This window comes from Kineococcus xinjiangensis, from assembly GCF_002934625.1.
GTDB lineage: Bacteria > Actinomycetota > Actinomycetes > Actinomycetales > Kineococcaceae > Kineococcus_A > Kineococcus_A xinjiangensis.
The window spans coordinates 126,381-150,325 of the sequence record NZ_PTJD01000005.1; the positions used below are offsets into that span (position 1 = coordinate 126,381).

Here is a 23,945-nt window from a genome sequence, read left to right on the forward strand (position 1 = left end):
GTGACGACACCGCCGAGCAGCACCGGCCCCGACGCCGCAGCGGGAACCCCCACCACCATTCCCGTGCGCGGGGACCGCCCCTACGACGTGCTCATCGGGCGCAACCTCCTCGGGGAGCTGCCCCGCCTCCTCGGCGAGGGCGTGCGCAAGGTCCTCGTCGTGCACCCGCGCGCGCTGCGCGCCACCGGGGAGGCGATCCGCGACGACCTCGCGGAGCGCGGTTACACGGCCCTGCTGGCGGAGCTGCCCGACGGCGAGGAGGCCAAGCGCGTCGAGGTCGCCGCCTTCTGCTGGACGATCCTCGGGCAGTCCGACTTCACCCGCAGCGACGCCGTCGTGGCCGTCGGCGGCGGCACCGTCACCGACGTCGCGGGCTTCGTCGCCGCCACCTGGCTGCGCGGGGTGAAGGTGGTGCACGTGCCCACCACGCTGCTGGCGATGGTCGACGCGGCCGTCGGCGGCAAGACGGGCATCAACACCACCGAGGGCAAGAACCTCGTGGGGGCCTTCCACCCGCCCGCCGGGGTGCTCTGCGACCTGGCCGCGCTGGACACGCTCCACCCCCACGACCTGCGGGCGGGCATGGCCGAGGTCGTCAAGTGCGGCTTCATCGCCGACGAGCGCATCCTCGAACTCGTCGAGGCCGACGTCGAGGCGGCCCTGGACCCGGCGTCGCCGGTGCTGCGCGAGCTCGTGGAGCGGGCCGTGCAGGTCAAGGCCGACGTCGTGGGGGAGGACCTGCGCGAGGCCGGGCTGCGGGAGATCCTCAACTACGGGCACACCCTCGGCCACGCCGTCGAGCTCGTCGAGCGCTTCGAGTGGCGTCACGGCGCCGCCATCAGCGTCGGCATGGTGTTCGTCGCGGAGCTGGCCCGGCTGGCCGGCCGCCTCAGCGAGGAGGCCGTGGACCGCCACCGCCGCGTGCTCGGCTCCCTCGGGCTGCCGCTGACCTACCGCGGGGACCGCTGGCCGCAGCTGCTGGCGGCCATGCAGCGGGACAAGAAGACCCGCGGCGACCTGCTGCGCTTCGTCGTCCTCGACGCCGTCGGCCGGCCGACCCGCCTGGAGGGCCCCGACCCGGCGCTGCTGCAGGCCGCGTACGCCGAGATCAGCGCCTGAGGGTCAGCGGCTGACCGGCACCGGCCCCGCGCGGCTGTCGCTGCGCGGGCCCGGTGACCGCGCTCAGGCGCAGGGCTCCTGGCCGACGGTGCCCGTCTGGTCCAGGTAGAGCACCCGCTTCGACCCGGCGTCGCGGGCGACCAGGCAGAAGCCGGCGCCGTCGGCGCGCAGGATCGCCATCTCACTGACGGGCTCCGCGACGGCGAGCTGGGCGGGGTCGGCGGTGTAGGTGCCGTTGGCCGCGAAGAACGCCGCCTCGGCCTGCGCCACGGTGCGCAGGTCCGTCGCCAGCGCCTGGTCGACGGCCTTGTGGCGCTCGTTGAGGAACACCGGGATGGCGACGGCGGCGACGATGGCCGCCACGACCAGCAGGACCGGCAGCACCGCCGCCACGATGATCGTCACCAGCGCCCAGCGGGGCAGTCCGCCGCGTCCGCGCGGTGACCCCACCGGCCCGGCGAGGACGGTCGCGCCGGGCACCGCCGTGCGGGCCGGGCCGGCGACCGGGGCGGGGCCGGGAGCGCCGTAGGGCGCCGTCCCCGGCTGACCGGGCGCGCCGAAGGCGCTCTGGAAGGGAGAGGGGTTCACTGGTGACCTCCTGTGCTCACCCCCAGCGCATCGACCCGCCCCTGCGCGACCGTGAGCGGGCGCCACCCTTCCGGCTCCCCGCTGTCGTCCGTCCGGCCGAGCAGGGACCCGTGAGGGGGCGCTGCGTGAGCGTCGGCGGTTCGTCGCGCCGCCGCCGGGGGCCACCGCGCCCCGGCGGGTAGGATCGGTGGCGCCCTGCCGTGTGCCGGGCGCCTGAGACCCCGGCACGACCGCCCGAGCAGCACCCGAGAAGACGGACTGAGAGACGACGTGGCTTCGACCAACGACCTGAAGAACGGCATCGTGCTCAACCTGGACGGACAGCTCTGGTCCGTCGTGGAGTTCCAGCACGTCAAGCCCGGCAAGGGCGGTGCCTTCGTCCGCACCAAGCTGAAGAACGTGCTCTCCGGCAAGGTCGTCGACCGCACCTTCAACGCCGGGGTGAAGGTCGACACCGCCACCGTCGACAAGCGCGACATGCAGTACCTGTACAAGGACGGCGACGACTTCGTCTTCATGGACAGCGACACCTACGACCAGATCACGGTGCCCGCCGCCACGGTGGGCGACGCCGCGAACTTCATGCTGGAGAGCCAGCAGGTCATCGTCGCCACCCACGAGGGCACGCCGCTGTACGTGGAGCTGCCGACGTCCGTCGTCCTGGAGATCACGTACACCGAGCCCGGCCTGCAGGGTGACCGCTCCACCGGCGGCACCAAGCCCGCGACGGTCGAGACCGGCTACGAGATCCAGGTCCCGCTGTTCCTCGAGCAGGGCACCAAGGTCAAGGTCGACACCCGCTCCGGGGACTACCTCGGCCGCGTGAGCTGAACCGGGTGTCCGCCCGCACCAAGGCCCGCCGCAGGGCCCTCGACGTGCTCTTCGAGGCCGAGCAGCGGCAGGTCCCGGCCCGCACCGTCCTGGCTGAGCGCGCCGCGCGCGCGGAGCAGCCCTTCAACGAGTACACGGGCGTCCTCGTCGAGGGGGTGGAGGCCGAGCGGGCCCGCATCGACGAGCTCCTCGCCACCTACGCGCAGGGCTGGACGCTGGAGCGGATGCCGGCCGTGGACCGCAACGTGCTGCGCCTGGGCACGTGGGAGGTGCTGTACAACCCCGACGTGCCCGACGGGGTGGCCATCAGCGAGGCCGTCGGGCTCGTCCGCGAGCTGTCCACCGATGCCTCCCCGGGTTTCGTCAACGGCCTGCTGGCGCGGCTGGCGGAGCTGAAGCCGACCATCGGCGCCTGACCGGGAGCCGCCGCGCGGCGGCTCCCGGAGACGACGGAGGCCCGGTCCCCCCACTCGGGGGACCGGGCCTCCGTCGTCTCCGGGACGGGCTCAGGCGTGGGACTCCACGGCGCGCCGGGCGTCGGCGTTCAGCACGCCCCAGGCGATGAACTCGTCGCACAGCGCGGTCGGCGGCACGTCGTAGATGACGGCCAGCGTGCGCAGGTCGTCGGCGCGGATGCTGAGCACCCGGCCGTTGTAGTCGCCGCGCTGGGACTGGATCGTCTGGGCGTAGCGCGCCAGCGGCCCGGCCTTCTCGGCCGGCACCTCCTGGAGGCGCTCGAGGTCCAGGACGAGACGGGGCGGGGGTTCTGCGGTGCCCTGCGGGGCGCCCTCGGGGAGCAGTGCGGAGACCGGAACCCCGTAGAAGTCTGCGAGCTCGGCGAGCCGCTGGACGGTGACTGCACGGTCACCGCGCTCGTACGAGCCGACGACGACTGCCTTCCACCGGCCCTCAGACTTCTCTTCGACGCCGTGCAGGGACAGCCCCTGTTGGGTGCGGATGGCGCGAAGGCGCGATCCGAGTGCGCGGGAGTAGTCCGATGCCATGCCGAGAATGCTCACGGAGCGTGACGTGCGTAGTCAAGCTGACCTGCCGATTCACCACCCTTCAGCCGTAGTGACCACCCTCTCGGCCCCAAGATCGCTGCGGAGAGTGAGCGGTTGACCTCACAACGATGTTCGCGGCGCGGCGCGCGGGTGACGTCGGGCACGCGGCGCAGCCGCGCGAGGCCCCCGCGGCGCCGCCCGGAGCCCCCCTGCCGGGCCCCGGCCGCCGGTGCGGCCGCCGGGCGCCCCACCGGCGTGTAGCCTCGTCGCTGAACGACGTCCTTTAAGGAACCGTCCCGTGAGGCGGAGAAGGAGGTCGCGGACGTGACGTCTGCTGCCCAGGGGGCCCCGGGGGCTCCCGACAGCGGGACCACCGCCCTGCCGGGCGCCCGGGTCCTGCTCGAGTCCGGTGACATCCACCGCGCGCTGACGCGCATCGCGCACGAGCTGCTCGAGGCCAACAAGGGCCCGCACGACCTCATCCTGCTGGGCATCCCGACCCGCGGCGTGCCGCTGGCCCAGCGCCTGGCCCGCCGCATCGCCGACGCCGACGGTGCCGAGGTCCCCACCGGCTCCCTCGACGTGACGATGTACCGCGACGACCTGCGCCGCCACCCCACCCGCACGCTCCTGCCGACCGAGCTGCCCCCGGGCGGCCTCGACGACAGGATCGTCGTCCTGGTCGACGACGTGCTGTACTCCGGGCGCACCATCCGCGCCGCCCTCGACGCCGTCAGCGACCTCGGCCGCCCCCGCGCCGTGCGCCTGGCCGTCCTCGTCGACCGCGGCCACCGCGAGCTGCCGATCCGCGCCGACCACGTCGGCAAGAACCTGCCCACCTCCTCCGCGGAGCGGGTCAGCGTGCTGCTCGCCGAGACCGACGGGCGCGACGCCGTCCTGCTGTCCTCCCCGGCCACCGGGGGTGCGGCATGAGCCGGCACCTGCTCTCCGCGGCCGACCTCGACCACGCCGCCGCCGTGCACGTCCTCGACGTGGCCGAGGAGATGGCCGCCACCCAGCGCCGGGAGATCAAGAAGCTCCCCACCCTGCGCGGCAGGACCGTGGTGAACCTGTTCTTCGAGGACTCCACCCGCACGCGCACGTCGTTCGAGGCGGCCGCCAAGCGCCTGTCCGCCGACGTCATCAACTTCTCCGCCAAGGGGTCCAGCGTCTCCAAGGGCGAGAGCCTGAAGGACACCGCGCTGACCCTGCAGGCCATGGGCGCCGACGCGGTCGTCATCCGGCACCCCGCCTCCGGCGCCCCGCACCGCCTCGCCCGCGCCGGCTGGACCCGCGGCAGCGTCGTCAACGCCGGCGACGGCACCCACGAGCACCCCACGCAGGCGCTGCTGGACGCCTTCACCATCCGCCGCCACCTGCGCGCGGACGGCGCCCCGACCGGCTCCGGGACGGCTGCCGGCCCCGGCAGCGCCACCGGCCGCGACCTCGACGGCCTGCGCGTCACCATCGTCGGCGATGTCCTGCACTCGCGCGTCGCGCGCTCCAACGTGCTGCTCCTGCACACCCTCGGCGCGCACGTCACCCTCGTCGCGCCGCCGACGCTGCTGCCCGTGGGCATCGGCGGTTGGCCGTGCGAGGTCTCCCACGACCTCGACGGCGCGCTGCGCGACGGCGCGCCGGACGCCGTGATGATGCTGCGCGTGCAGCGGGAGCGCATGAGCACCGCCGGCGGCGGGTTCTTCCCCTCCGCGCGGGAGTACAGCCGCCGCTACGGCCTCAGCGCCGCCCGCCTCCGGCTGCTGCCGGAGCACACGATCGTCATGCACCCCGGCCCGATGAACCGCGGCCTGGAGATCTCCGCAGACGCCGCCGACAGCCCCCGCTCGACGATCGTCGAGCAGGTCGGCAACGGCGTCGCCGTGCGGATGGCGGTGCTGTACCTGCTGCTGGCCGGCGACCTCGGAGGACGAGCATGAGCACCACCACCCCCGCCCCCGGCGGCACCGGACCCGCCGTGCTGGTGCGCGGCGCCCGCATCCTCGGCGGCGAGGCGGCCGACCTGCTGCTCAGCGGCGGCCGCATCGCGGACGTCGGCCCGGACCTGTCCGGCGCGCCCGCCGCCCGCGGCGCCGAGGTCGTCGACGCCACCGGGCTGGTCGCCCTGCCCGGCCTGGTCGACCTGCACACCCACCTGCGCGAACCCGGCCGCGAGGACGCCGAGACCGTGGAGTCCGGCACCCGCGCAGCCGCCCGCGGCGGCTTCACCGCCGTGCACGCCATGGCCAACACCGACCCCGTCGCCGACACCGCCGGCGTTGTGGAGCAGGTGCGCCGCCTCGGGGAGGAGGCGGGCTGGGTGGACGTCCACCCCGTCGGTGCCGTCACCGTCGGCCTGGCCGGTCAGCAGCTCGCCGAGCTCGGCGCGATGGCCGACTCCGCCGCCCGCGTGCGGGTGTTCTCCGACGACGGCAAGTGCGTCTGGGACGCCGTCCTCATGCGCCGCGCCCTGGAGTACGTGCGCGCCTTCGACGGCGTCATCGCCCAGCACGCGCAGGAGCCGCGGCTGACGGAGGACGCGCAGATGAACGAGGGCGAGGTCTCCGCCCTGCTCGGCCTGCGCGGCTGGCCCAGCGTCGCGGAGGAGGCGATCATCGCCCGCGACGTGCTGCTGGCCTCCCACGTCGGCTCCCGCCTGCACGTCTGCCACGTCTCCACGAAGGGCTCGGTGGAGATCATCCGCTGGGCCAAGGAGCGCGGCTTCCCCGTCACCGCCGAGGTCACCCCGCACCACCTGCTCCTCACCGACGAGCTGGTCCGCGACTACGACCCCGTGTTCAAGGTGAACCCGCCGCTGCGCACGCAGGCGGACGTGGAGGCGCTGCGCGAGGGCCTGGCCGACGGCACGATCGACGTCGTCGCCACCGACCACGCCCCCCACCCCGCGGAGGACAAGGACTGCGAGTGGGCCGCCGCGGCCATGGGCATGACCGGCCTGGAGACCGCCCTGTCCGTGGTGCAGCACACCATGGTCGAGACGGGGCTGCTGGACTGGGCGGGCGTGGCGCAGCGGATGTCCACCGCCCCCGCGCGCATCGGCCGCCTGGAGGCCCAGGGCCGCCCCCTGGCCGCCGGCGAGCCCGCCAACCTCGTCCTCCTCGACCCGGCGGCGCGCTGGACGGTGGACCCCGCGGCGATGGCGACCGCCGGGCGCAACAGCCCCTTCCGCGGCCGGGAACTGCCCGGCGCGGTCGTGGCGACGTTCCTGCGCGGGCGCGCCACCGTCCGCGACGGCGCCCTCGTCGAGCCCGCGGGGACCGCACGGTGAAGTGGATCGCGCTGGCGGTCCTGTTCCTCGTCCTGCTGGTCCTGTGGCGGCAGATGTTCGCCGGCTGGCGCGCGCGCCTGAACCGGCAGGCCGACATCGCCGCACCCGCCCGGCTGGGCGCGAAGGAACCGGGATCCGCTGCGGTGGAGGGCGTCTACGTCTCCACCGTGGACGCGGACAACGCACTGGAGCGCATCGCGGTGCACGGCCTGGGCACCCGCAGCGCCGTGCACGTGGAGGTGGGCCCGCAGGGCGTGGCCCTCTTCCGGGCGGGCGCGCGCTCCTTCGCCATCCCCCGCGCCGACCTCGTCGGGGTCGGGCGCGGACCGGGGATGGTCGGCAAGTTCGTGGGACGCGACGGCCTCGTCGTCCTGCGCTGGAAGCTGGGGGACCGGGTCGTCGACACCGGTATCCGCCCGAGACGAGCGGAAGAGGGGAACCGACTGGTGCAGCAGGTGCAGCAGATCCTCGCGGAAGGGCAGCAGCGATGACCACCCACAGCCAGGCAGCCGTCCTCGTACTCGAGGACGGGCGCACCTTCACCGGCGACGCCTACGGCGCGCTCGGGGAGACGGTCGGTGAGGCGGTCTTCTCCACCGGCATGACCGGCTACCAGGAGACGCTCACCGACCCCAGCTACCACCGGCAGGTCGTCGTCATGACGGCCCCCCACGTGGGCAACACCGGCGTCAACGACGAGGACCTGGAGTCCCGCCGCATCTGGGTCGCCGGCTACGTCGTGCGCGACCCCGCGCGGATCCCGTCGAACTGGCGCTCGCAGCGCACCCTCGGCGACGAGCTCACCGCGCAGGGCGTCGTCGGCATCTCCGGCGTCGACACCCGGGCCCTGACCCGGCACCTGCGCGAGCGCGGCGCCATGCGCGTCGGGGTCTTCTCCGGCGAGGCCGCGCAGCGCCCGGCCGCGGAGCTGCTGGAGCGGGTCCGCACCGCCCCGCCGATGACGGGCGCCGACCTCGCGGGCGAGGTCACCACCACCGAGGCCTACGTCGTGCCCGCCATCGGCGAGCGCCGCTTCACCGTCGCGGCCGTCGACCTGGGCATCAAGGCGATGACCCCGCAGCGGATGGCCGAGCGCGGCATCGAGGTGAGGGTGCTGCCCGCCTCGGCCTCCCTGGAGGACGTCCTCACCGCCGGCGAGGGCGGCTCCGCCCCCGACGGGGTGTTCTTCTCCAACGGCCCCGGCGACCCCTCCGCCGCCACCCACGAGATCGAGGTCCTGCAGGGGGTGCTGGAGCGGCGGATCCCCTTCTTCGGCATCTGCTACGGCAACCAGCTCCTCGGCCGCGCGCTCGGCTTCGGCACCTACAAGCTGAAGTACGGCCACCGCGGCATCAACCAGCCGGTGATGGACCTCGCCACCCGCAAGGTGGAGGTCACCGCGCACAACCACGGCTTCGCCGTCGACGCGCCGGTCGACCGCCCCAGCGACACCCCGTTCGGGCGCGCGGAGGTCAGCCACGTCGGCCTCAACGACGACGTCGTGGAGGGCCTGCGCTGCCTCGACGTGCCTGCGTTCTCCGTGCAGTACCACCCCGAGGCCGCCGCCGGCCCGCACGACGCCGGCTACCTCTTCGACAGGTTCGTCGACCTGATGACGACGAAGGACACCGCCGTCACCACCGGTGCCACGGGCGCCGGCAACGCCCCCGGCGCCGGTTCCGGCGCCGGCACGGGCGCAGCCTCCGCGACTCCCCAGACCCCGAAGGGCGCCTGATGCCTCGCCGCACCGACATCTCCTCCGTCCTCGTCATCGGCTCCGGCCCGATCGTCATCGGCCAGGCCGCGGAGTTCGACTACTCCGGGACCCAGGCGTGCCGGGTCCTGAAGGCCGAGGGCCTGCGCGTCATCCTCGTCAACTCCAACCCGGCGACGATCATGACGGACCCGGAGATGGCCGACGCCACCTACGTCGAGCCCATCACCCCCCAGTTCGTCGAGGCGATCATCGCCAAGGAGCGCCCCGACGCCGTCCTGGCCACCCTCGGCGGGCAGACGGCGCTGAACGCCGCCATCTCCCTGCACGAGTCCGGCGTCCTCGCCAAGTACGGCGTGGAGCTCATCGGCGCCGACGTCGCCGCCATCCAGCTGGGGGAGAACCGCGAGCTCTTCAAGGGCGTCGTGGAGCGCTGCGGGGCCGAGAGCGCCCGCAGCCACCTCTGCCACACCATGGAGGAGGTCCTGGCCGGCGCCGAGGACCTCGGCTACCCGGTCGTCGTGCGCCCCAGCTTCACCATGGGCGGCCTCGGCTCCGGCTTCGCCTACGACGAGGAGGACCTGCGCCGCATCGCCGGGCAGGGCCTGCACCACAGCCCCACCACCGAGGTGCTGCTGGAGGAGTCCATCCTCGGGTGGAAGGAGTACGAGCTGGAGCTGATGCGCGACCGCGCCGACAACGTCGTGGTCGTCTGCTCCATCGAGAACTTCGACCCGATGGGCGTGCACACCGGCGACTCCATCACCGTGGCCCCGGCGATGACGCTCACCGACCGCGAGTACCAGCGGATGCGCGACATCGGCATCGCCGTCATCCGCGAGGTCGGCGTCGACACCGGCGGCTGCAACATCCAGTTCGCGGTGAACCCCGAGGACGGGCGGATCATCGTCATCGAGATGAACCCGCGCGTCTCCCGCTCCTCCGCGCTGGCGTCGAAGGCGACCGGGTTCCCCATCGCCAAGATCGCCGCCAAGCTGGCGGTGGGCTACACCCTCGACGAGATCCCCAACGACATCACCCAGGTCACCCCGGCCAGCTTCGAGCCGACCCTCGACTACGTCGTGGTCAAGGTGCCGCGGTTCGCGTTCGAGAAGTTCCCCGCCGCCGACCCGACGCTCACCACCACCATGAAGAGCGTCGGTGAGGCGATGGCCATGGGCCGCAACTTCACCGAGGCCCTGCAGAAGGCGCTGCGCAGCGTCGAGCGCAAGGGCTCCTCCTTCACCTGGGTCGGGGACCCCGGCGACCTGGAGGAGCTGCTGGAGGTCGTGCGCCGCCCCACCGACACCCGGCTGCAGCTGGTCATGCAGGCCATCCGCGCCGGTGGGACCCCGGAGCAGCTCTTCGAGTCCACGAAGATCGACCCGTGGTTCCTGGACCAGCTCTTCCTGCTGCACGAGATCGCCACCGAGCTTCGCGAGGCCGGCGACCTCACCCCGGCCCTGCTGCGCCGCGCCAAGCGCCACGGGTTCTCCGACGTGCAGATCGGCGAGATCCGCGACATGCCGGAGGACGTCGTGCGGGGGGTGCGCCACGCCCTCGGTGTCCGCCCCGTGTACAAGACCGTCGACACCTGCGCCGCGGAGTTCGCCGCCCGCACCCCGTACCACTACTCCAGCTACGACGAGGAGGACGAGACCGTCCCGCGCACCAAGCCGGCGGTCGTCATCCTCGGCTCCGGCCCCAACCGGATCGGGCAGGGCGTGGAGTTCGACTACTCCTGCGTCCACGCCTCCTTCGCGCTGCGCGAGGCGGGCTTCGAGACCGTCATGGTCAACTGCAACCCCGAGACGGTCTCGACGGACTACGACACCTCCGACCGGCTCTACTTCGAGCCGCTGACGTGCGAGGACGTCCTCGAGGTGGTCCACGCCGAGCAGCGCTGCGGCCCCGTGCACGGCGTCATCGTCCAGCTCGGCGGGCAGACCCCGCTGGGCCTGGCCGCGCGCCTGGAGGCGGCGGGCGTGCCGATCATCGGCACCTCCCCGGACGCCATCCACCTCGCGGAGGACCGCGGCTCCTTCGGCCGCGTCCTCGCCGAGGCGGGGCTGCGCGCCCCCAAGCACGGCACCGCCGTGTCCTTCCCGGAGGCCAAGGCCATCGCCGCCGACATCGGCTACCCGGTCCTGGTGCGGCCCTCCTACGTCCTCGGCGGGCGCGGCATGCAGATCGTCTACGACGAGCTCGCGCTGCAGGAGTACATGGCCACCGCCACCGAGGTCTCCGCCGACCGCCCCGTCCTCGTCGACCGCTTCCTCGACGACGCCATCGAGATCGACGTCGACGCGCTCTTCGACGGCAAGGACATGTACCTCGGCGGGATCATGGAGCACATCGAGGAGGCCGGCATCCACTCCGGCGACTCCGCGTGCGTCCTGCCGCCCGCGACGCTGGGCCGCAGCGAGATCGAGCGGGTCCGCGCCAGCACCGAGGCCATCGCCCGCGGTGTCGGGGTGCGGGGGCTGCTCAACGTGCAGTTCGCCCTCGCCGCCGACGTCCTCTACGTGCTGGAGGCCAACCCGCGCGCCAGCCGGACCGTGCCGTTCGTCTCCAAGGCCACCGGCGTCCCGCTGGCCAAGGCCGCCGCGCGCGTCATGGCCGGCGCCACGATCGCCGAGCTGCGCGCGGAGGGGCTGCTGCCGGGCGCCGGGGACGGCGGGGCGCTGCCCCCGTCGGTGCCCACGTCGGTGAAGGAGGCCGTGCTGCCCTTCGCCCGCTTCCGCACCGCCGCCGGGCAGGTCGTCGACAGCCTGCTGGGCCCGGAGATGCGCTCCACCGGTGAGGTCATGGGCATCGACGTCGACTTCCCCACGGCGTTCGGCAAGTCCCAGACCGCCGCCTACGGGGGCCTGCCCACCAAGGGCACCGCGTTCATCTCCGTCGCCGACCGCGACAAGCGGGCGATGGTGCTGCCGGTGAAGCGCCTGGCCGACCTCGGGTTCCGCATCCTCGCCACCGAGGGCACCGCGGACACCCTGCGCCGCAACGGCATCGCGAGCACCGTCGCACGGAAGCACTCCGCCGGCGCCGGCGCCGCGGGGGAGCTGACGATCGTCGGGCAGATCCTCGCCGGGGAGGTCGACTTCGTGGTCAACACCCCGTCCGGCAACCAGGCCCGCGCCGACGGCTACGAGATCCGCGCCGCCGGCACCGCCGTCGGCAAGCCGATCGTCACGACCGTGCAGCAGCTCGCCGCCGCGGTGCAGTCCATCGAGGCGGCGCTCGAGGCCGAGCGCGACGGCCGCGGCGTGTCCGTGGCGCCCCTGCAGGCGCACGCGGCGGCCCTGAACGCGGCATGGGAGGGCCGGTGACCCCTCCTGGTCCGGGCGGGCGCTTCGGCGCCCGCCTGGCGGAGGCCGTGGCCCTGCACGGGCCGGTGTGCGTGGGCATCGACCCGCACGCGAGCCTGCTGGCCGCGTGGGGGCTGGACGACGACGTCGCCGGGCTGGAGCGCTTCTCCCGCACGGTGGTCGAGGCGCTGGCCGGGCGGGTGGCCGCGCTGAAGCCGCAGGCCGCCTTCTTCGAGCGCCACGGCTCCCGCGGCGTGGCGGTGCTGGAGACCGTCATCGCCGAGGCCCGGGCGGCGGGGACGCTCACGATCGTCGACGCCAAGCGCGGTGACATCGGCTCCACCATGCAGGCCTACGCCGACGCCTTCTGCGGGGACTCCCCGCTGGCCGGGGACGCGGTGACGGTCTCGCCGTACCTCGGCTTCGGCTCGCTGCGGCCGGTGCTGGACACCGCCGCCGCCACCGGGCGCGGGGTGTTCGTGCTGGCGCTGACCTCGAACCCGGAGGGCGCGCAGGTGCAGCACGCCACCGGCGGCGACGGGCGCAGCGTCGCCAGGGCGGTGGCCGAGGCGGCCGCGGCGGAGAACGCCGGGGCGACTCCGCTCGGCGACGTCGGCCTGGTCGTCGGCGCCACCACGGGCACCGCGGCCCGGGAGGCGGGCATCGACCTCGCGGCCGTCAACGGCCCGCTGCTCGCGCCGGGCGTGGGCGCCCAGGGCGCCACCGCGGGGGACCTGCGCGACGTCTTCGGCGACGCCCTGCCGGCGGTGCTGGCGGCCAGCAGCCGGGACGTGCTGCGCGCCGGGCCGGACGTGGTGGCCCTGCGGGAGGCCGCGGAGCGCACCGCGGCGCAGTGCAGGGCGGCGCTGGGGAGCTGACCCGCGGCGCAGGACGCGCAAGGGCAGGACGCGGAAGGGGCCCACCACGGACGTGGTGGGCCCCTTCCGCGCGCCGGTGGGCGCTCAGCGCTGCCAGCGGATCGGTGCCCCGTCGAACAGGTCGTAGGGGGTTCCGGAGTCCTCGTAGCTCGCACCGGTGACGGGCGCGGTGGGGGAGGCGAGGTAGACGACGCACGTCTGGAACGACGCCCCGTCGGCGAACCCGGACGGGAACGACTCCCCGTTGCACGGAGCGAAGTCGCCCAGCAGGTGGACCTTCGCCGCCTCCGAGCCGTCGGGCAGGAGACCACCGAGGTTGTGGTTGAGGTCGGAGAACTCCAGGTTCTGCGAGTTCGCCACGCCGGTCACGGTGAAGCGCAGGTAGTGCGGGACCATGCCGGCGGCGCGGTCGCCGAGCCCGAGGGACTCCAGGTCCTGCGGGTTGCCCGTGTCGACGGCGTCCAGGCGGACCTGCACGCGGCCGCCGGGTTCGTCGGTGCTGGAGAAGTCCACGGTGGCGGTCTCGCCGAAGCCGAGGACGGCGCCGGCGGCGGTCGTGCCGCCGTCGGCTGCCGGCGCGGCCTCGGAGGGAGCCGGCGCCGTCGCGGCGGGGGTGCTCGGGGAGGGCGCGGGGGCCGCGGCGGTGGCGCCGGGCGTCCCGGCGGGAGCGGACGCCGGGGGAGCGGGCGCCGGGGGAGCCGTCCCGGTCCTCGTCTCCTGGTACCACGCCACCACGGCGGCCGAGGCGAGGCCGCCGATCAGCGAGAGGACGAGCGCGAGGGCGGACAGGCCGATGCCGACGCGGGTGAGCGTCCCGTTCGTGGCCTCCCCGCGGCGCAGCCGGGGCAGGGCGCAGCAGCCGACGACGAGCCCCGCGAGTCCGAGGGGGGCGGAGACGGCGAAGGTGACGACGCCGAGGCTGACGACGACCCCGGTGACGCCGAGGACGAAGCCGGCCAGGCCCAGGCCGTTGCGCGGCGTCGCCAGGGGCGCGGACGGCGGTGCGGGAGGTGCGTAGACCACGGGGAACCCTTCGGGTGACGGCGGGGGAGCGCACCGCCGGGCGCGGCGGCCGCGGTGCACTCCTCCAGGGTGGCGACCGCCTGACGCGCACCGCCGTTCGGGGCGGGGCGCGTCGCCCGGCCGGAGCAGCCGGACCACCCCGACGCCGCAGCGCGTGACCGGCGCCTGCGCCGGACGGCTGACGGCTCCCGGGGCGCACAGTCGCCGGGGACCGCCGCGCTCGGGTGGCCGGGCCCCGTCCGCGGCGGCGCTAGGGTTTCGCCGCTCCCGCCGACCCGGCTGCGGCCGGGCGGGGAGCGTCCCCGCCACACTCCCGACCGAACGGAACCGCTGTGCTCCCGACGACGTCAGCCGGCACGTCCCGCACGACCGTCGCGCTCCCCGCTGCGACGCGCACCCTGCTCTCCACGGGTCTCGCCGTCCTCGCCCTGGTCGCCGCCCTCCTCGCGGTGCCCGCCCAGCGCGCGCACGCCGCGACCGTCGACACCGACGCCTGGTACGTGCTCCAGGCCCGCCACTCCGGCAAGGTCGCCGACGTCCGGGGCGCCTCCACCGCCGACGGGGCACCCGTCGTCCAGTGGAGCCGCAACGACGGCGCGCACCAGCAGTGGCGCTTCGTCCCCGTCGGCAACGGCTACTACGCCATCCGCGCCAGGCACTCCGGCAAGGTGCTGGAGGTCCCCAACGCCCTCGACGGCGCGCAGCTGGTGCAGCGCACCGCGAGCACCTCCACGCGACAGCACTTCCGCCTCGTCGACTCCGCCGACGGCTCCGTGCGCCTCGTGAACCGCCACTCCGGCAAGGTCGTGGACGTCTGGGAGCGCTCGACCGCCGACGGCGCCGCCCTCGCGCAGTACCGCGACCTCGACGGCACCAACCAGCGCTTCGCCCTGGTGCGCCTCGGCAGCACCACCACCCCGCCCGCCCAGCCCTCCGGGCCCGCGGGCTGGGCCGGTCAGAACGGCGGGACCACCGGAGGTGGCGCTGCGACCCCGACGAGGGTCACCAGCGCGTCGGCCCTGAGTGCCGCGCTCGGCTCCAGCACGCCCGCCGTCGTGCGGGTGTCCGGCACCATCACCTGCTCCGGCATGCTGCGCGTGCGCTCGAACAAGACCGTCCTCGGCGAGCCCGGCGCGACCATCGCCGGCTGCGGCCTCACCATCAGCGGGGACCGCAACGTCATCGTCCGCAACCTGTCGTTCCGGGACTGGAGCGACGACGCCGTCAACGTGGAGTCCGGCGCGACGAACGTGTGGATCGACCACAACAGCTTCCGCAACGGCTACGACGGGGCCGTCGACGTCAAGCGCGGCGCCGACTTCGTCACCGTCTCCTGGAACCGCGTGAGCGCCCACGGCAAGTCCATGCTGCTCGGGCACTCCGACAGCAACCGCAGTCAGGACGCCGGCCACCTGCGCGTGACCTACCACCACAACTGGTTCGACGGCTCCCGGACCCGCCACCCGCGGGTGCGCTTCGCGCAGGGCGTCCACGTGTACAACAACTACTACGCCGGCAACGAGTACGGCGTGGCCTCCACCATGGACGCCGCCGTCCTCGTCGAGGGCAACCACTTCGAGGACGTGTCCGAGCCGACGCTGGTCGGCTACGCCGACAGCGCCCCCGGGGCGCTCGTCCAGCGCGGCAACCTCTTCACCAGGTCGGGCGCCCCGCAGAGCGCCGGGACCGTGCCCGCCCTGCCCTACACCTACGTCCTCGACCCCGTGAACGACGTGAAGTCCCTGGTGACCGCCGGCGCCGGCGCCGGCCGCATCAGCCTCTGAGACGGACCGGGCACCGGCCCTGCGAGGGGCCGGTGCCCGGATCCGACGGCCGGGCGCGACGCGCCCCGGCGGTGCCCTACTTGCGCCAGTGGACGGGCTGCCCGTCGTAGCGGTCGTAGGGGCTGTCGTAGTTCTCGAACATCGCCCCGGACACCGGCGCGGCGGGGTTGGCCATCATGACCAGGCAGGTCTGGAAGGTCGACCCCTCGGTGAAGCCCTGCGGGAAGAACTGCTGCTCGCACAGGTCGAACTTCCCGTAGACGGTCAGCTCGGCCGCCTCGCTGCCGTCGGGCAGCGTTCCGGACAGCTTGCCGATCAGGCTGCTGAACTCGAGGTTGGAGGCGCCCGGGCCCCCGGTCACCGTGAAGCGCACGTACTGCGGAACGAGGCCGAGCGCGCGGTCCCCGAGGTCGAAGGACGCCAAGTCCTCCGGCGTGCCGGTGTCGATGGAGTCCAGCCGCAGGTGGATCCGGCCCGCCGGCTTGTCCTGCAGCGGGGCGTAGTCGATCGTCGCGGTGCCACCGACGGGCAGGACCGCTCCGGGCGGCGTCGGCTCGCCACCGGCGGGCGCCGGTGCGGGGGCCGCGGGCGCGGGGGCCTCGGCCGCCGGCGGCGCCGGCTCCGCGGGCTCGGACTCCTGCGGCGCGGGGGACTGCGAGGGATCCGCCGCGGGCTCCTCGACGGGCGCCGGCACGGCCGGTCCGGCCTGCGCCGCGTCCGAGGCCCTCCAGGCCCAGGTGGCCGCGGTGGCGGCGGTGCCGAACATCGAGACCAGCAGGGCCACGCCGGACAGGGCGAGACCGGTGTACGTCAGGGCGCCGTTGGTGGCCTCGCGCCGGCGCAGCCGCGGGACGGCGCAGCAGGCGAGGACCGCACCCGCGAGGGCGACGAGGCCGGCCAGGCCGAACGCGGCGAGCCCGACCGCGGCCACGGCGCCCTCCGCGCCGAGCGCGGCCACGAGCAGCGCCGCGCCGAGGGCGAGGCCCAGGGCGGCGGCGCCGAGGACGAACCCGGTCAGGCCGAGCCGGTCGCGCGGCCCGGCGGGGGCGGCCGGCGGGGCGGGGAGCGGGTGGCCGAGGGGTGCGTGCACCACGGCGGGAGCCTTTCGAGCGAGGACGGGGATCGCGCGGGGCGCGGCGGGCCGGGGCATGCCGACGCGCCGGACCGTCGCCGGTCCGCCGACTCCCCCTGCCCGGCCTCGCCCGGCGCGGCGAGGATAGTGGCCGAGCGCCCGCGGACCCGGCAGCCGCGGTCGCCACGGCGGGGCGCGCAGCCGCGCGGACACCGGCCGGCGGGCCCCTCCGGGCGCGACACGCCGCGTTGCGGTTCAGGAACAACTTCGTCAAACATGGGTAACGCCGTAGGATCCCCGGCCAGGAAGTGCCCTCCGGCGCTTATCGTCCGGTCGGTTGCGCCATTCGCGTGACCTCCCCGATCGACAACGAGGTTGCCATGTCCTGGTCAGACCTGCCCCTGCGCAAACTCGTCACCGGCGTCGCCGTCGCCGCGCTGGCCCTGACCGCCGGCTGCGCCGAGAGCCAGCGCGAGGAGAACGACTCCGCGGAGGGCACCGGCGGCGACACCGGCGGCACGTTCGTCTTCGCCGCCTCCTCCGACCCGGCGACCCTCGACCCCTCCTTCGCCAGCGACGGCGAGACCTTCCGCGTCGCGCGGCAGATGTTCGAGGGCCTCGTCGGCACCAAGCCCGGCACGGCCGAGCCCGCCCCGCTCCTCGCCAAGTCCTGGGAGTCCTCCGAGGACGGGCTGAGCTACACGTTCGAGCTCGAGGACGGCGTCACGTTCCACGACGGCACCGACTTCAACGCCGACGCCGTCTGCGCCAACTTCGAGCGCTGGTACAACCGCACGGGTCTGGCCCAGTCGGAGAACCTCTCCTACTACTACCGCTCCCTCTTCCGCGGCTTCGAGCAGAACGAGGGCGAGGGCCTCGGCGAGCCGCTCTACAAGAGCTGCGAGCCCGAGGACGAGGACACCGTCACGATCAACCTCAACCGGCCCTTCGCCGGCTTCGTCGCCGCGATGTCGCTGCCGGCGTTCTCCATGCAGAGCCCCACCGCCATCGAGAAGTACAAGGGCGACGACATCGGCGGCACCGCCGACGACCCCCGCTTCTCCGAGTACGCCAGCGCGCACCCCACCGGCACCGGCCCCTTCAAGTTCGGCTCCTGGGAGCGCGGCCAGCAGGTCACCCTCGAGCCCTACGAGGAGTACTGGGGCGACAAGGCCAAGCTGGACAAGGTCATCGTCAAGACCATCTCCGACGGGACCGCCCGCCGCCAGGCGCTGCAGAACGGCGAGATCGACGGCTACGACCTCGTCGCCCCCGCCGACGTGGCCGGGCTGGAGTCCGAGGGCTTCCAGATCGAGCAGCGCAAGCCGTTCAACATCCTCTACCTGGGCATGAACCAGGCGCACCCGGCGTTGCAGGACCCCCGCGTCCGGCAGGCCATCGCGCACGCCATCGACAAGGAGGCCCTGGTCTCCGGCACCCTGCCCGAGGGCACCGAGCCCGCGACGCAGTTCATGCCCGACACGGTGACAGGCTACGCCGAGGACGTCCCGACGTACGAGTACGACCCCGAGAAGGCCAAGGCGCTGCTCGCGGAGGCCGGCTTCCCGACGCTGGAGATCCCCTTCCAGTACCCCACGGGCGTCTCGCGGCCGTACATGCCCAGCCCCGAGGACACCTTCAAGAACATCAGCGCGCAGCTCTCCGAGGTCGGCATCACCGTCAAGCCCGAGGGCCTGAAGTGGTCGCCGGACTACCTCGACCGCATCCAGGGCACCGCGGACCACGGCCTGCACCTGCTCGGGTGGACGGGTGACTACAACGACCCGGACAACTTCGTCGGGGTCTTCTTCGGCAAGCCGTCCAACGAGTGGGGGTTCAACGACCCCGCCCTCTTCGAGGCGCTGGAGGACGCCCGCGGCCTGCCCACCGTCGACGAGCAGGTCCCGGCCTACGAGAGCATCAACAAGCAGATCATGACGATGCTCCCGGGCGTGCCGCTGGCCAGCCCGGTGCCCTCGCTCGCCTTCGCCGAGGGCGTCAAGGGCTACCAGCCGAGCCCCGTCCAGGACGAGGTCTGGAACTCGGTCACCGTCGAGGACGAGGGCTGATGCCGCGGCGTGCCGGCGGGGGCCGGGTGGAGGGGACCGCACCGTGCTGAGCCTCGTCCTGCGGCGCCTCGGGCTGCTCGTGCCCGTGCTCCTCGGACTCAGCGTCCTCCTCTTCGCCTGGCTGCGCGCGCTCCCCGGGGACCCCGCCCGGGCCATGCTCGGGGAGCGCGCCACCCCCGCCGGCATCGCCGCCGTCAACCGCCTCTACGGCTTCGACCAGCCGCTCTGGCAGCAGTACTTCACCTACCTGGGCCGGATGGCCACGGGGAACTTCGGCAACTCCACCCGCACCGGGCAGCCCGTGCTGAGCACCTTCCTCGAGCGCTTCCCCGCCACCGTGGAGCTGGCGCTGGCCGCCCTGCTCGTCGCGATCTGCCTCGGCATCCCGCTGGGGTACTTCGCCGCGCGCCGCAACGGCAGCTGGCTCGACCACCTCGCGGTCGGCGGCTCCCTCCTCGGCGTCGTCGTCCCGGTGTTCTTCCTGGCCTTCCTGCTCAAGTGGCTCTTCGCCCTGGAGCTGGGCTGGCTGCCCACCACGGGACGGCAGAACCCGCGCATCGACGCCACGCACATCACCAACCTCTACGTCCTCGACGGGCTCATGACCCGGGAGTGGGACGCCGCCTGGGACGCCGTGCTGCACCTCGTGCTGCCCGCGATGGCCCTCGGCGCGATCCCGCTGGCGATCGTCGTGCGCATCACCCGCGCCTCCGTGCTCGACGTCCTCAACGAGGACCACGTGCGCACCGCGGAGGCCAAGGGCCTGCTGCGGGGCACCGTCAGCCGCCGCCACGTCCTGCGCAACGCGATGCTGCCGGTCTCCACCACGCTCGGCCTGCAGGCCGGCGCGCTGCTCGCGGGCGCCGTCCTCACCGAGACGGTCTTCGCCTTCAACGGCATCGGCGAGTACCTGTTCCAGGCCGTCAACCAGCTCGACTACCCGGTCCTGCAGGGCTTCATCCTCGCCATCGCCGTGATCTACGCCGTCGTCAACCTGCTCGTGGACATCAGCTACGGGCTCCTCGACCCCCGGGTGCGTGTCTCGTGACCGCTGCGACCACCGTCACCGCCGCGACCGCCGAGCCGGGGCAGGAGCAGCCACCGGGGCGCGTCTCCGGCACCGGCCGCGCCCGCGCCTCCTGGGACCGGCTGCGCCGCGACCCGGCCGCCTGGGTGGGGGCGGCCATCGTCACCGCCTTCGTCGTCGTCGCCGTCGCCGCGCCGCTCATCGCGCCCTACGAGCCGGCCGGGTCCCAGTGGATCCGGCAGATCACCCCCTCCGACGTGCCCGGCCCGTCCGAGGAGCACCTTCTCGGCCTGGACTCCTTCGGCTCCGACCTGTTCACGCAGCTCGTCTACGGCGCGCGGCAGTCCCTGGTGATCGGGGTCGTCTCCACGCTGCTCGGCCTCCTCGCAGGCACCGTGCTCGGCGTGCTCTCCGGCGGCATCGGCGGGTGGGTGGACACCGCCGTCATGCGGGTCGTCGACATCATGCTGTCCGTGCCGGCGCTGCTGCTGGCCGTCAGCGTCGCGGCCATGGTCGGGCGCAGCTCCACCTCGGTCATGGTGGCCATCGCCGTCGCGCAGGTGCCGATCTTCGCGCGGCTGCTGCGCGCCTCCCTGCTCTCCCAGCGCGGGCAGGACTACGTCCTCGCGCTGCGCTCCCTGGGGCTGCGCGAGCGCCGCATCGTCGTCAGCCACATGCTGCCGAACTCCCTGGGCCCGCTCCTCGTGCAGGCGACGCTCGTCCTCGCGACGGCCGTCATCGAGGTCGCCGCCCTGTCCTTCCTGGGGTTGGGAGACCCCGACCCGGCCGTCGCGGAATGGGGACGCATGCTCGTCAAGGCGCAGGAACGGCTGCAGAACGACCCGCAGCTGGCGCTGTGGCCGGGGGTCTGCATCGCGGTCACCGCGCTCGGCTTCACCCTGCTCGGGGAGTCCCTGCGCCAGGCGCTCGACCCGCGGGCCCGCCGATGAGCGCCGCCGCCGACGCCCGCCGCGCCGGGGCGCTGCCGGTGCCGCCGGGGGAGTCGCTGCTGTCCGTGCGCGACCTGCGGGTGCAGTTCGTCCGCCGGGGCGCCGCCCCCGTCACCGCCGTCGACGGGGTCTCCTTCGACGTCGGCGCGGGGGAGATCCTCGGCCTCGTCGGCGAGTCCGGCTGCGGCAAGTCCGTCACCTCCCTCGCCGTCATGGGCCTGCTGCCCCGGCGCAGCTCCCGCGTCTCCGGCGAGGTCCGCTTCGCCGGCCGCGACCTGCTCACGCTGCCGCAGCAGCAGCTGCGCGACCTGCGCGGACGCGAGCTCGGCATGGTCTTCCAGGACCCGATGACCTCCCTCAACCCGGTCCTCACCCTCGGCACCCAGGTGACGGAGGTCCTGCGCCGCCACGAGGGCATGGGCCGGCGCGAGGCCAGGGAACGCGCCGCGGACCTGCTGCGCGGCGTCGGCATCCCCGACCCCGCGCGCCGGCTGGGGGAGTACCCGCACCAGCTCTCCGGCGGCATGCGCCAGCGCGCGCTCATCGCCATCGCGCTCGCCTGCCGGCCCCGCCTGCTCATCGCCGACGAGCCCACCACCGCCCTCGACGTCACCATCCAGGCGCAGGTCCTCGACCTGCTCCAGCAGCTCGTGAGGGAGTCCGGCACCGCCATGGTCCTCATCACCCACGACCTCGGGGTCGTGGCCGGTCTCTGCGACCGCGTCGACGTCCTCTACGCGGGCCGGGTGGTGGAGTCCGCCAACCGCCGCGACCTCTTCGCCGCGCCGCGCCACCGCTACACCCAGGGCCTGCTGGGCTCCGTGCCGCGCACCGACGCCAACGGCAAGGTGCCCCTGACGCCGATCCCCGGCTCCGTGCGCGACATGCTGCCCTGGGCCGACGGCTGCGCGTTCCTGCCGCGCTGCCACCGCGGCGACGACGCCTGCCGCACCGCGGGCATCGACCTGGAACCGCGCGCCGGGGCCGACGCCGCCTCGACGCCGCCCCACCGGGCCCGCTGCGTGCACCCCGCCGGCCTCGACGACGCCCCCGGACCGGCCGGCGCGCAACCCGCCGGCGCGCACGCGGTCGCCCGCCCGGACGGGGCGGAGGTGCGCCCGTGAACGCCGCCCCGTCCGACGACGCCGAGCCGCTGCTGCGCGTGCGCGGCCTCAAGGTGCACTACCCCATCCGCCGAGGCGCCCTGCTGCAGCGCACCGTCGGCCACGTCAAGGCCGTCGACGGCGTCGACCTCGACGTGCCCAGGGCCAGCACCTACGGCCTGGTGGGGGAGTCCGGCTGCGGCAAGTCCACCTTCGGGCGGGCGGTGCTGCGCCTGACCGAGCCCACCGCCGGCAGCGTCACCGTCGCGGGGACCGACGTCCTCGCGCTGAGCCCCGCCGAGCTGCGCCGGGCCCGCGTCTCCATGCAGATGGTCTTCCAGGACCCCCTCGCCAGCCTCGACCCCCGCCAGAGCGTCGAGGCGGCCCTCGTGGAGCCCCAGAAGGTCCACGGCATGCCCGGTGGGCCCACCGCGTGGCGCAAGCGCGTCACCGAGCTGCTGGAGCGCGTCGGCCTGCCCGCCGCCGCCGCCGCGAAGTACCCCCACGAGTTCTCCGGCGGCCAGCGCCAGCGCATCGGCATCGCCCGTGCGCTCGTCCTCGGGCCCTCCCTGATCATCGCCGACGAGCCCGTCTCCGCCCTCGACGTCTCCGTGCAGGCGCAGGTCATCACGCTGCTGGAGGAGCTGCAGGCCGAGCTGGGCCTGACCTACCTGGTCATCGCGCACGACCTCGCCGTCGTGCGCCACATGAGCCGCACGGTGGGCGTGATGTACCTGGGCGGCCTCGTGGAGGAGGCGGCCACCGAGGAGCTCTACGCCCGGCCCCTGCACCCCTACACGCGCGCGCTGCTCTCCGCCGCGCCCGTGCCCGACCCCGAGGTGGAGGAGCGGCGGGAGCGGATCCTCCTGCAGGGCGACCTGCCCAGCCCCGCCGCGCCGCCTCCCGGCTGCCGGTTCCAGACCCGCTGCCCCTGGCGACAGCCGACCCGCTGCGCCGACGAGCCCCCGCCGCTGCGGGAGCTGACCGGCGGGCACCGGGTGGCCTGCCACTACGCCGAGGAGATCGAGGCCGGCACGCTGCGCCCCGCGGCGAGCGCCGTCGCCTGACCTGCGGCGATCCCGGGCGCACCCGCCCGGACACGCCGGGACCCTGCGTTGCTGCCCCGCGCGGCGACTCGCTAGGTTGCGGCGGACCCGATGGCCGTCCAGCCACCCGACAACCGTCCACCGCAGTGCCCCGTGGGCGGCTGCCGAGAAGGATCCGAGGTGACCTGTGGCTCTCCCGCCGCTGACCGCCGAACAGCGCGCCGCCGCCCTGGAGAAGGCGGCCGCCGCGCGCCGTGAGCGGGCGCAGGTGAAGAACCGCCTGAAGAACTCCGACGGCTCCCTCGACGAGGTCATCCGCCAGGGGCAGCAGGACGACGTCGTCGGCAAGATGAAGGTCTCCGCGCTGCTGGAGTCCCTCCCGAACGTCGGCAAGGTCCGCGCGCGCCAGATCATGGCCGAGATCGGCATCTCCGAGTCCCGCCGCGTGCGCGGCCTCGGCGCCCACCAGATCGCCGCCCTCGTGCAGCGCTTCGGCACCGACGGAGGGGCGTCCTGAGCACCGGCACCACCCCCGCCGGCCCGCAGCACCGGCTCACGGTGCTCGCCGGGCCCACCGCAGTGGGCAAGGGCACCGTCTCCGCCGACCTGCGGATGCGCTACCCCGAGATCTGGATCTCCGTCTCGGTGACCACCCGCTCCCGCCGCCCCGGCGAGGTCGACGGCGTGCACTACCACTTCGTCGACGAGGCGACCTTCGACCGCATGGTCGAGCAGGACGAGCTGCTGGAGTGGGCGCAGGTCCACGGCCGGCACCGCTACGGCACCCCGCGCGCCGCGGCGGTGGAGGTCCTCCGCAGCGGCCGCCCCGCGCTGCTGGAGATCGACCTCGCCGGTGCGCGGCAGGTGCGCGCCAAGATGCCCGAGGCGGGCTTCGTCTTCCTGGCGCCCCCCAGCTGGGACGAGCTGGTGCGCCGCCTCGTCGGGCGCGGCACGGAGGACGAGGCCGAGCGCGAGCGCCGCCTGGCCACCGCCCGCGAGGAGCTGGCCGCCGAACCGGAGTTCGACGTGACGATCGTCAACGACGACGTCCGACGCGCGACGGACGAACTCGTATCATGGATGGGTCTGCCCGTCCGCAGTTCCTGAGCGGTCGCCCCGCCTGACCGGTTCCCGCGACCG

Annotated in this window: 22 protein-coding genes; 18 read left to right on the forward strand and 4 right to left on the reverse strand. The window is 74.3% G+C overall.

Annotation, left to right across the window (positions count from 1 at the left end; all coding sequences use genetic code 11):
• The gene (aroB, locus tag CLV92_RS08625) at positions 1-1,119 is read left to right on the forward strand and encodes a 3-dehydroquinate synthase (RefSeq protein WP_245886591.1); all 1,119 of its coding nucleotides are present in this window, start codon (positions 1-3) and stop codon (positions 1,117-1,119) included.
• Between the two features lie 63 nt (positions 1,120-1,182).
• Here the strand turns inward: aroB and CLV92_RS08630 are convergent, their stop codons facing one another.
• Positions 1,183-1,707 (reverse strand): hypothetical protein, encoded by a 525-nt coding sequence (locus CLV92_RS08630; RefSeq protein ID WP_104432405.1) that lies wholly within the window; start codon positions 1,705-1,707, stop codon positions 1,183-1,185.
• A gap of 270 nt (positions 1,708-1,977) precedes the next feature.
• Here CLV92_RS08630 and efp point away from each other — a divergent pair, with 270 nt between their 5' ends.
• Positions 1,978-2,538, forward strand: a complete 561-nt coding sequence (gene efp / locus CLV92_RS08635) for an elongation factor P (protein WP_104432406.1) — start codon at positions 1,978-1,980, stop codon at positions 2,536-2,538.
• 5 nt (positions 2,539-2,543) lie between these two features.
• Entirely contained in the window at positions 2,544-2,954 is a 411-nt protein-coding gene (gene nusB / locus CLV92_RS08640) for a transcription antitermination factor NusB (protein ID WP_104432407.1), read from the forward strand.
• A gap of 90 nt (positions 2,955-3,044) precedes the next feature.
• On the opposite strand, the gene bldD is transcribed toward nusB, so the two are convergent.
• On the reverse strand, positions 3,045-3,542 hold the full coding sequence (gene bldD, locus CLV92_RS08645; protein ID WP_104432408.1) for a transcriptional regulator BldD: 498 nt from the start codon (positions 3,540-3,542) through the stop codon (positions 3,045-3,047).
• Between the two features lie 324 nt (positions 3,543-3,866).
• On the opposite strand from bldD, the gene pyrR reads away from it, so the two are divergent.
• The 7 genes from pyrR to pyrF are packed head-to-tail and all read left to right on the forward strand — an operon-like array spanning position 3,867 to position 12,731.
• Positions 3,867-4,475, forward strand: a complete 609-nt coding sequence (gene pyrR / locus CLV92_RS08650; RefSeq protein WP_104432409.1) for a bifunctional pyr operon transcriptional regulator/uracil phosphoribosyltransferase PyrR — start codon at positions 3,867-3,869, stop codon at positions 4,473-4,475.
• Complete coding sequence (locus CLV92_RS08655; protein WP_104432410.1) at positions 4,472-5,479, forward strand: aspartate carbamoyltransferase catalytic subunit; 1,008 nt, start codon at positions 4,472-4,474, stop codon at positions 5,477-5,479. Before pyrR ends, CLV92_RS08655 begins: the two co-directional genes overlap by 4 nt.
• Positions 5,476-6,828, forward strand: coding sequence for a dihydroorotase (locus CLV92_RS08660; RefSeq protein WP_104432411.1), 1,353 nt, complete (start codon positions 5,476-5,478; stop codon positions 6,826-6,828). The genes CLV92_RS08655 and CLV92_RS08660 overlap by 4 nt, the downstream gene beginning before the upstream one ends.
• Entirely contained in the window at positions 6,825-7,319 is a 495-nt protein-coding gene (locus CLV92_RS08665) for a PH-like domain-containing protein (protein WP_211290983.1), read from the forward strand. The genes CLV92_RS08660 and CLV92_RS08665 overlap by 4 nt, the downstream gene beginning before the upstream one ends.
• Positions 7,316-8,563, forward strand: a complete 1,248-nt coding sequence (gene carA, locus CLV92_RS08670) for a glutamine-hydrolyzing carbamoyl-phosphate synthase small subunit (protein ID WP_104432412.1) — start codon at positions 7,316-7,318, stop codon at positions 8,561-8,563. The genes CLV92_RS08665 and carA overlap by 4 nt, the downstream gene beginning before the upstream one ends.
• Positions 8,563-11,874 (forward strand): carbamoyl-phosphate synthase large subunit, encoded by a 3,312-nt coding sequence (gene carB, locus CLV92_RS08675; RefSeq protein ID WP_104432413.1) that lies wholly within the window; start codon positions 8,563-8,565, stop codon positions 11,872-11,874. Before carA ends, carB begins: the two co-directional genes overlap by 1 nt.
• A complete protein-coding gene (gene pyrF / locus CLV92_RS08680; protein ID WP_104432414.1) occupies positions 11,859-12,731 on the forward strand; it encodes an orotidine-5'-phosphate decarboxylase in 873 nt (290 codons plus the stop codon). Before carB ends, pyrF begins: the two co-directional genes overlap by 16 nt.
• Before the next feature lie 84 nt (positions 12,732-12,815).
• Here pyrF and CLV92_RS08685 read toward each other — a convergent pair whose 3' ends face one another.
• Positions 12,816-13,754, reverse strand: a complete 939-nt coding sequence (locus tag CLV92_RS08685; RefSeq protein ID WP_104432415.1) for a hypothetical protein — start codon at positions 13,752-13,754, stop codon at positions 12,816-12,818.
• Between the two features lie 332 nt (positions 13,755-14,086).
• Between CLV92_RS08685 and CLV92_RS08690 the strand changes: the two genes are divergently transcribed.
• The gene (locus CLV92_RS08690) at positions 14,087-15,538 is read left to right on the forward strand and encodes a pectate lyase family protein (RefSeq protein WP_211290984.1); all 1,452 of its coding nucleotides are present in this window, start codon (positions 14,087-14,089) and stop codon (positions 15,536-15,538) included.
• Positions 15,539-15,614: 76 nt separating this feature from the next.
• Here the strand turns inward: CLV92_RS08690 and CLV92_RS08695 are convergent, their stop codons facing one another.
• The gene (locus tag CLV92_RS08695; protein ID WP_146099466.1) at positions 15,615-16,631 is read right to left on the reverse strand and encodes a hypothetical protein; all 1,017 of its coding nucleotides are present in this window, start codon (positions 16,629-16,631) and stop codon (positions 15,615-15,617) included.
• Positions 16,632-16,990: 359 nt separating this feature from the next.
• Between CLV92_RS08695 and CLV92_RS08700 the strand changes: the two genes are divergently transcribed.
• The 7 genes from CLV92_RS08700 (at position 16,991) to gmk (ending at position 23,912) form a co-directional block, all read left to right on the forward strand.
• Positions 16,991-18,679 (forward strand): ABC transporter substrate-binding protein, encoded by a 1,689-nt coding sequence (locus CLV92_RS08700; RefSeq protein ID WP_104432417.1) that lies wholly within the window; start codon positions 16,991-16,993, stop codon positions 18,677-18,679.
• A gap of 43 nt (positions 18,680-18,722) precedes the next feature.
• Positions 18,723-19,727 (forward strand): ABC transporter permease, encoded by a 1,005-nt coding sequence (locus CLV92_RS08705; protein WP_104432418.1) that lies wholly within the window; start codon positions 18,723-18,725, stop codon positions 19,725-19,727.
• Entirely contained in the window at positions 19,724-20,656 is a 933-nt protein-coding gene (locus tag CLV92_RS08710; RefSeq protein ID WP_104432419.1) for an ABC transporter permease, read from the forward strand. The genes CLV92_RS08705 and CLV92_RS08710 overlap by 4 nt, the downstream gene beginning before the upstream one ends.
• Complete coding sequence (locus CLV92_RS08715; protein WP_104432420.1) at positions 20,653-21,780, forward strand: ABC transporter ATP-binding protein; 1,128 nt, start codon at positions 20,653-20,655, stop codon at positions 21,778-21,780. The genes CLV92_RS08710 and CLV92_RS08715 overlap by 4 nt, the downstream gene beginning before the upstream one ends.
• Positions 21,777-22,826, forward strand: a complete 1,050-nt coding sequence (locus CLV92_RS08720; RefSeq protein WP_104432421.1) for an ABC transporter ATP-binding protein — start codon at positions 21,777-21,779, stop codon at positions 22,824-22,826. Before CLV92_RS08715 ends, CLV92_RS08720 begins: the two co-directional genes overlap by 4 nt.
• A 166-nt stretch (positions 22,827-22,992) precedes the next feature.
• Entirely contained in the window at positions 22,993-23,322 is a 330-nt protein-coding gene (gene mihF / locus CLV92_RS08725) for an integration host factor, actinobacterial type (protein WP_104432422.1), read from the forward strand.
• 41 nt (positions 23,323-23,363) lie between these two features.
• Positions 23,364-23,912, forward strand: a complete 549-nt coding sequence (gene gmk, locus CLV92_RS08730) for a guanylate kinase (RefSeq protein ID WP_104432423.1) — start codon at positions 23,364-23,366, stop codon at positions 23,910-23,912.
• Positions 23,913-23,945 lie beyond the last annotated feature (33 nt).

Bases quoted from the DNA above. Each gene is read 5' to 3' on its own strand.
- bldD (WP_104432408.1), bottom strand. From the start codon at position 3,542: ATGGCATCGGACTACTCCCGCGCACTCGGATCGCGCCTTCGCGCCATC.
- CLV92_RS08655 (WP_104432410.1), top strand. From the start codon at position 4,472: ATGAGCCGGCACCTGCTCTCCGCGGCCGACCTCGACCACGCCGCCGCC.
- CLV92_RS08660 (WP_104432411.1), top strand. From the start codon at position 5,476: ATGAGCACCACCACCCCCGCCCCCGGCGGCACCGGACCCGCCGTGCTG.
- carA (WP_104432412.1), top strand. From the start codon at position 7,316: ATGACCACCCACAGCCAGGCAGCCGTCCTCGTACTCGAGGACGGGCGC.
- carB (WP_104432413.1), top strand. From the start codon at position 8,563: ATGCCTCGCCGCACCGACATCTCCTCCGTCCTCGTCATCGGCTCCGGC.
- pyrF (WP_104432414.1), top strand. From the start codon at position 11,859: ATGGGAGGGCCGGTGACCCCTCCTGGTCCGGGCGGGCGCTTCGGCGCC.
- CLV92_RS08700 (WP_104432417.1), top strand. From the start codon at position 16,991: ATGTCCTGGTCAGACCTGCCCCTGCGCAAACTCGTCACCGGCGTCGCC.
- CLV92_RS08715 (WP_104432420.1), top strand. From the start codon at position 20,653: ATGAGCGCCGCCGCCGACGCCCGCCGCGCCGGGGCGCTGCCGGTGCCG.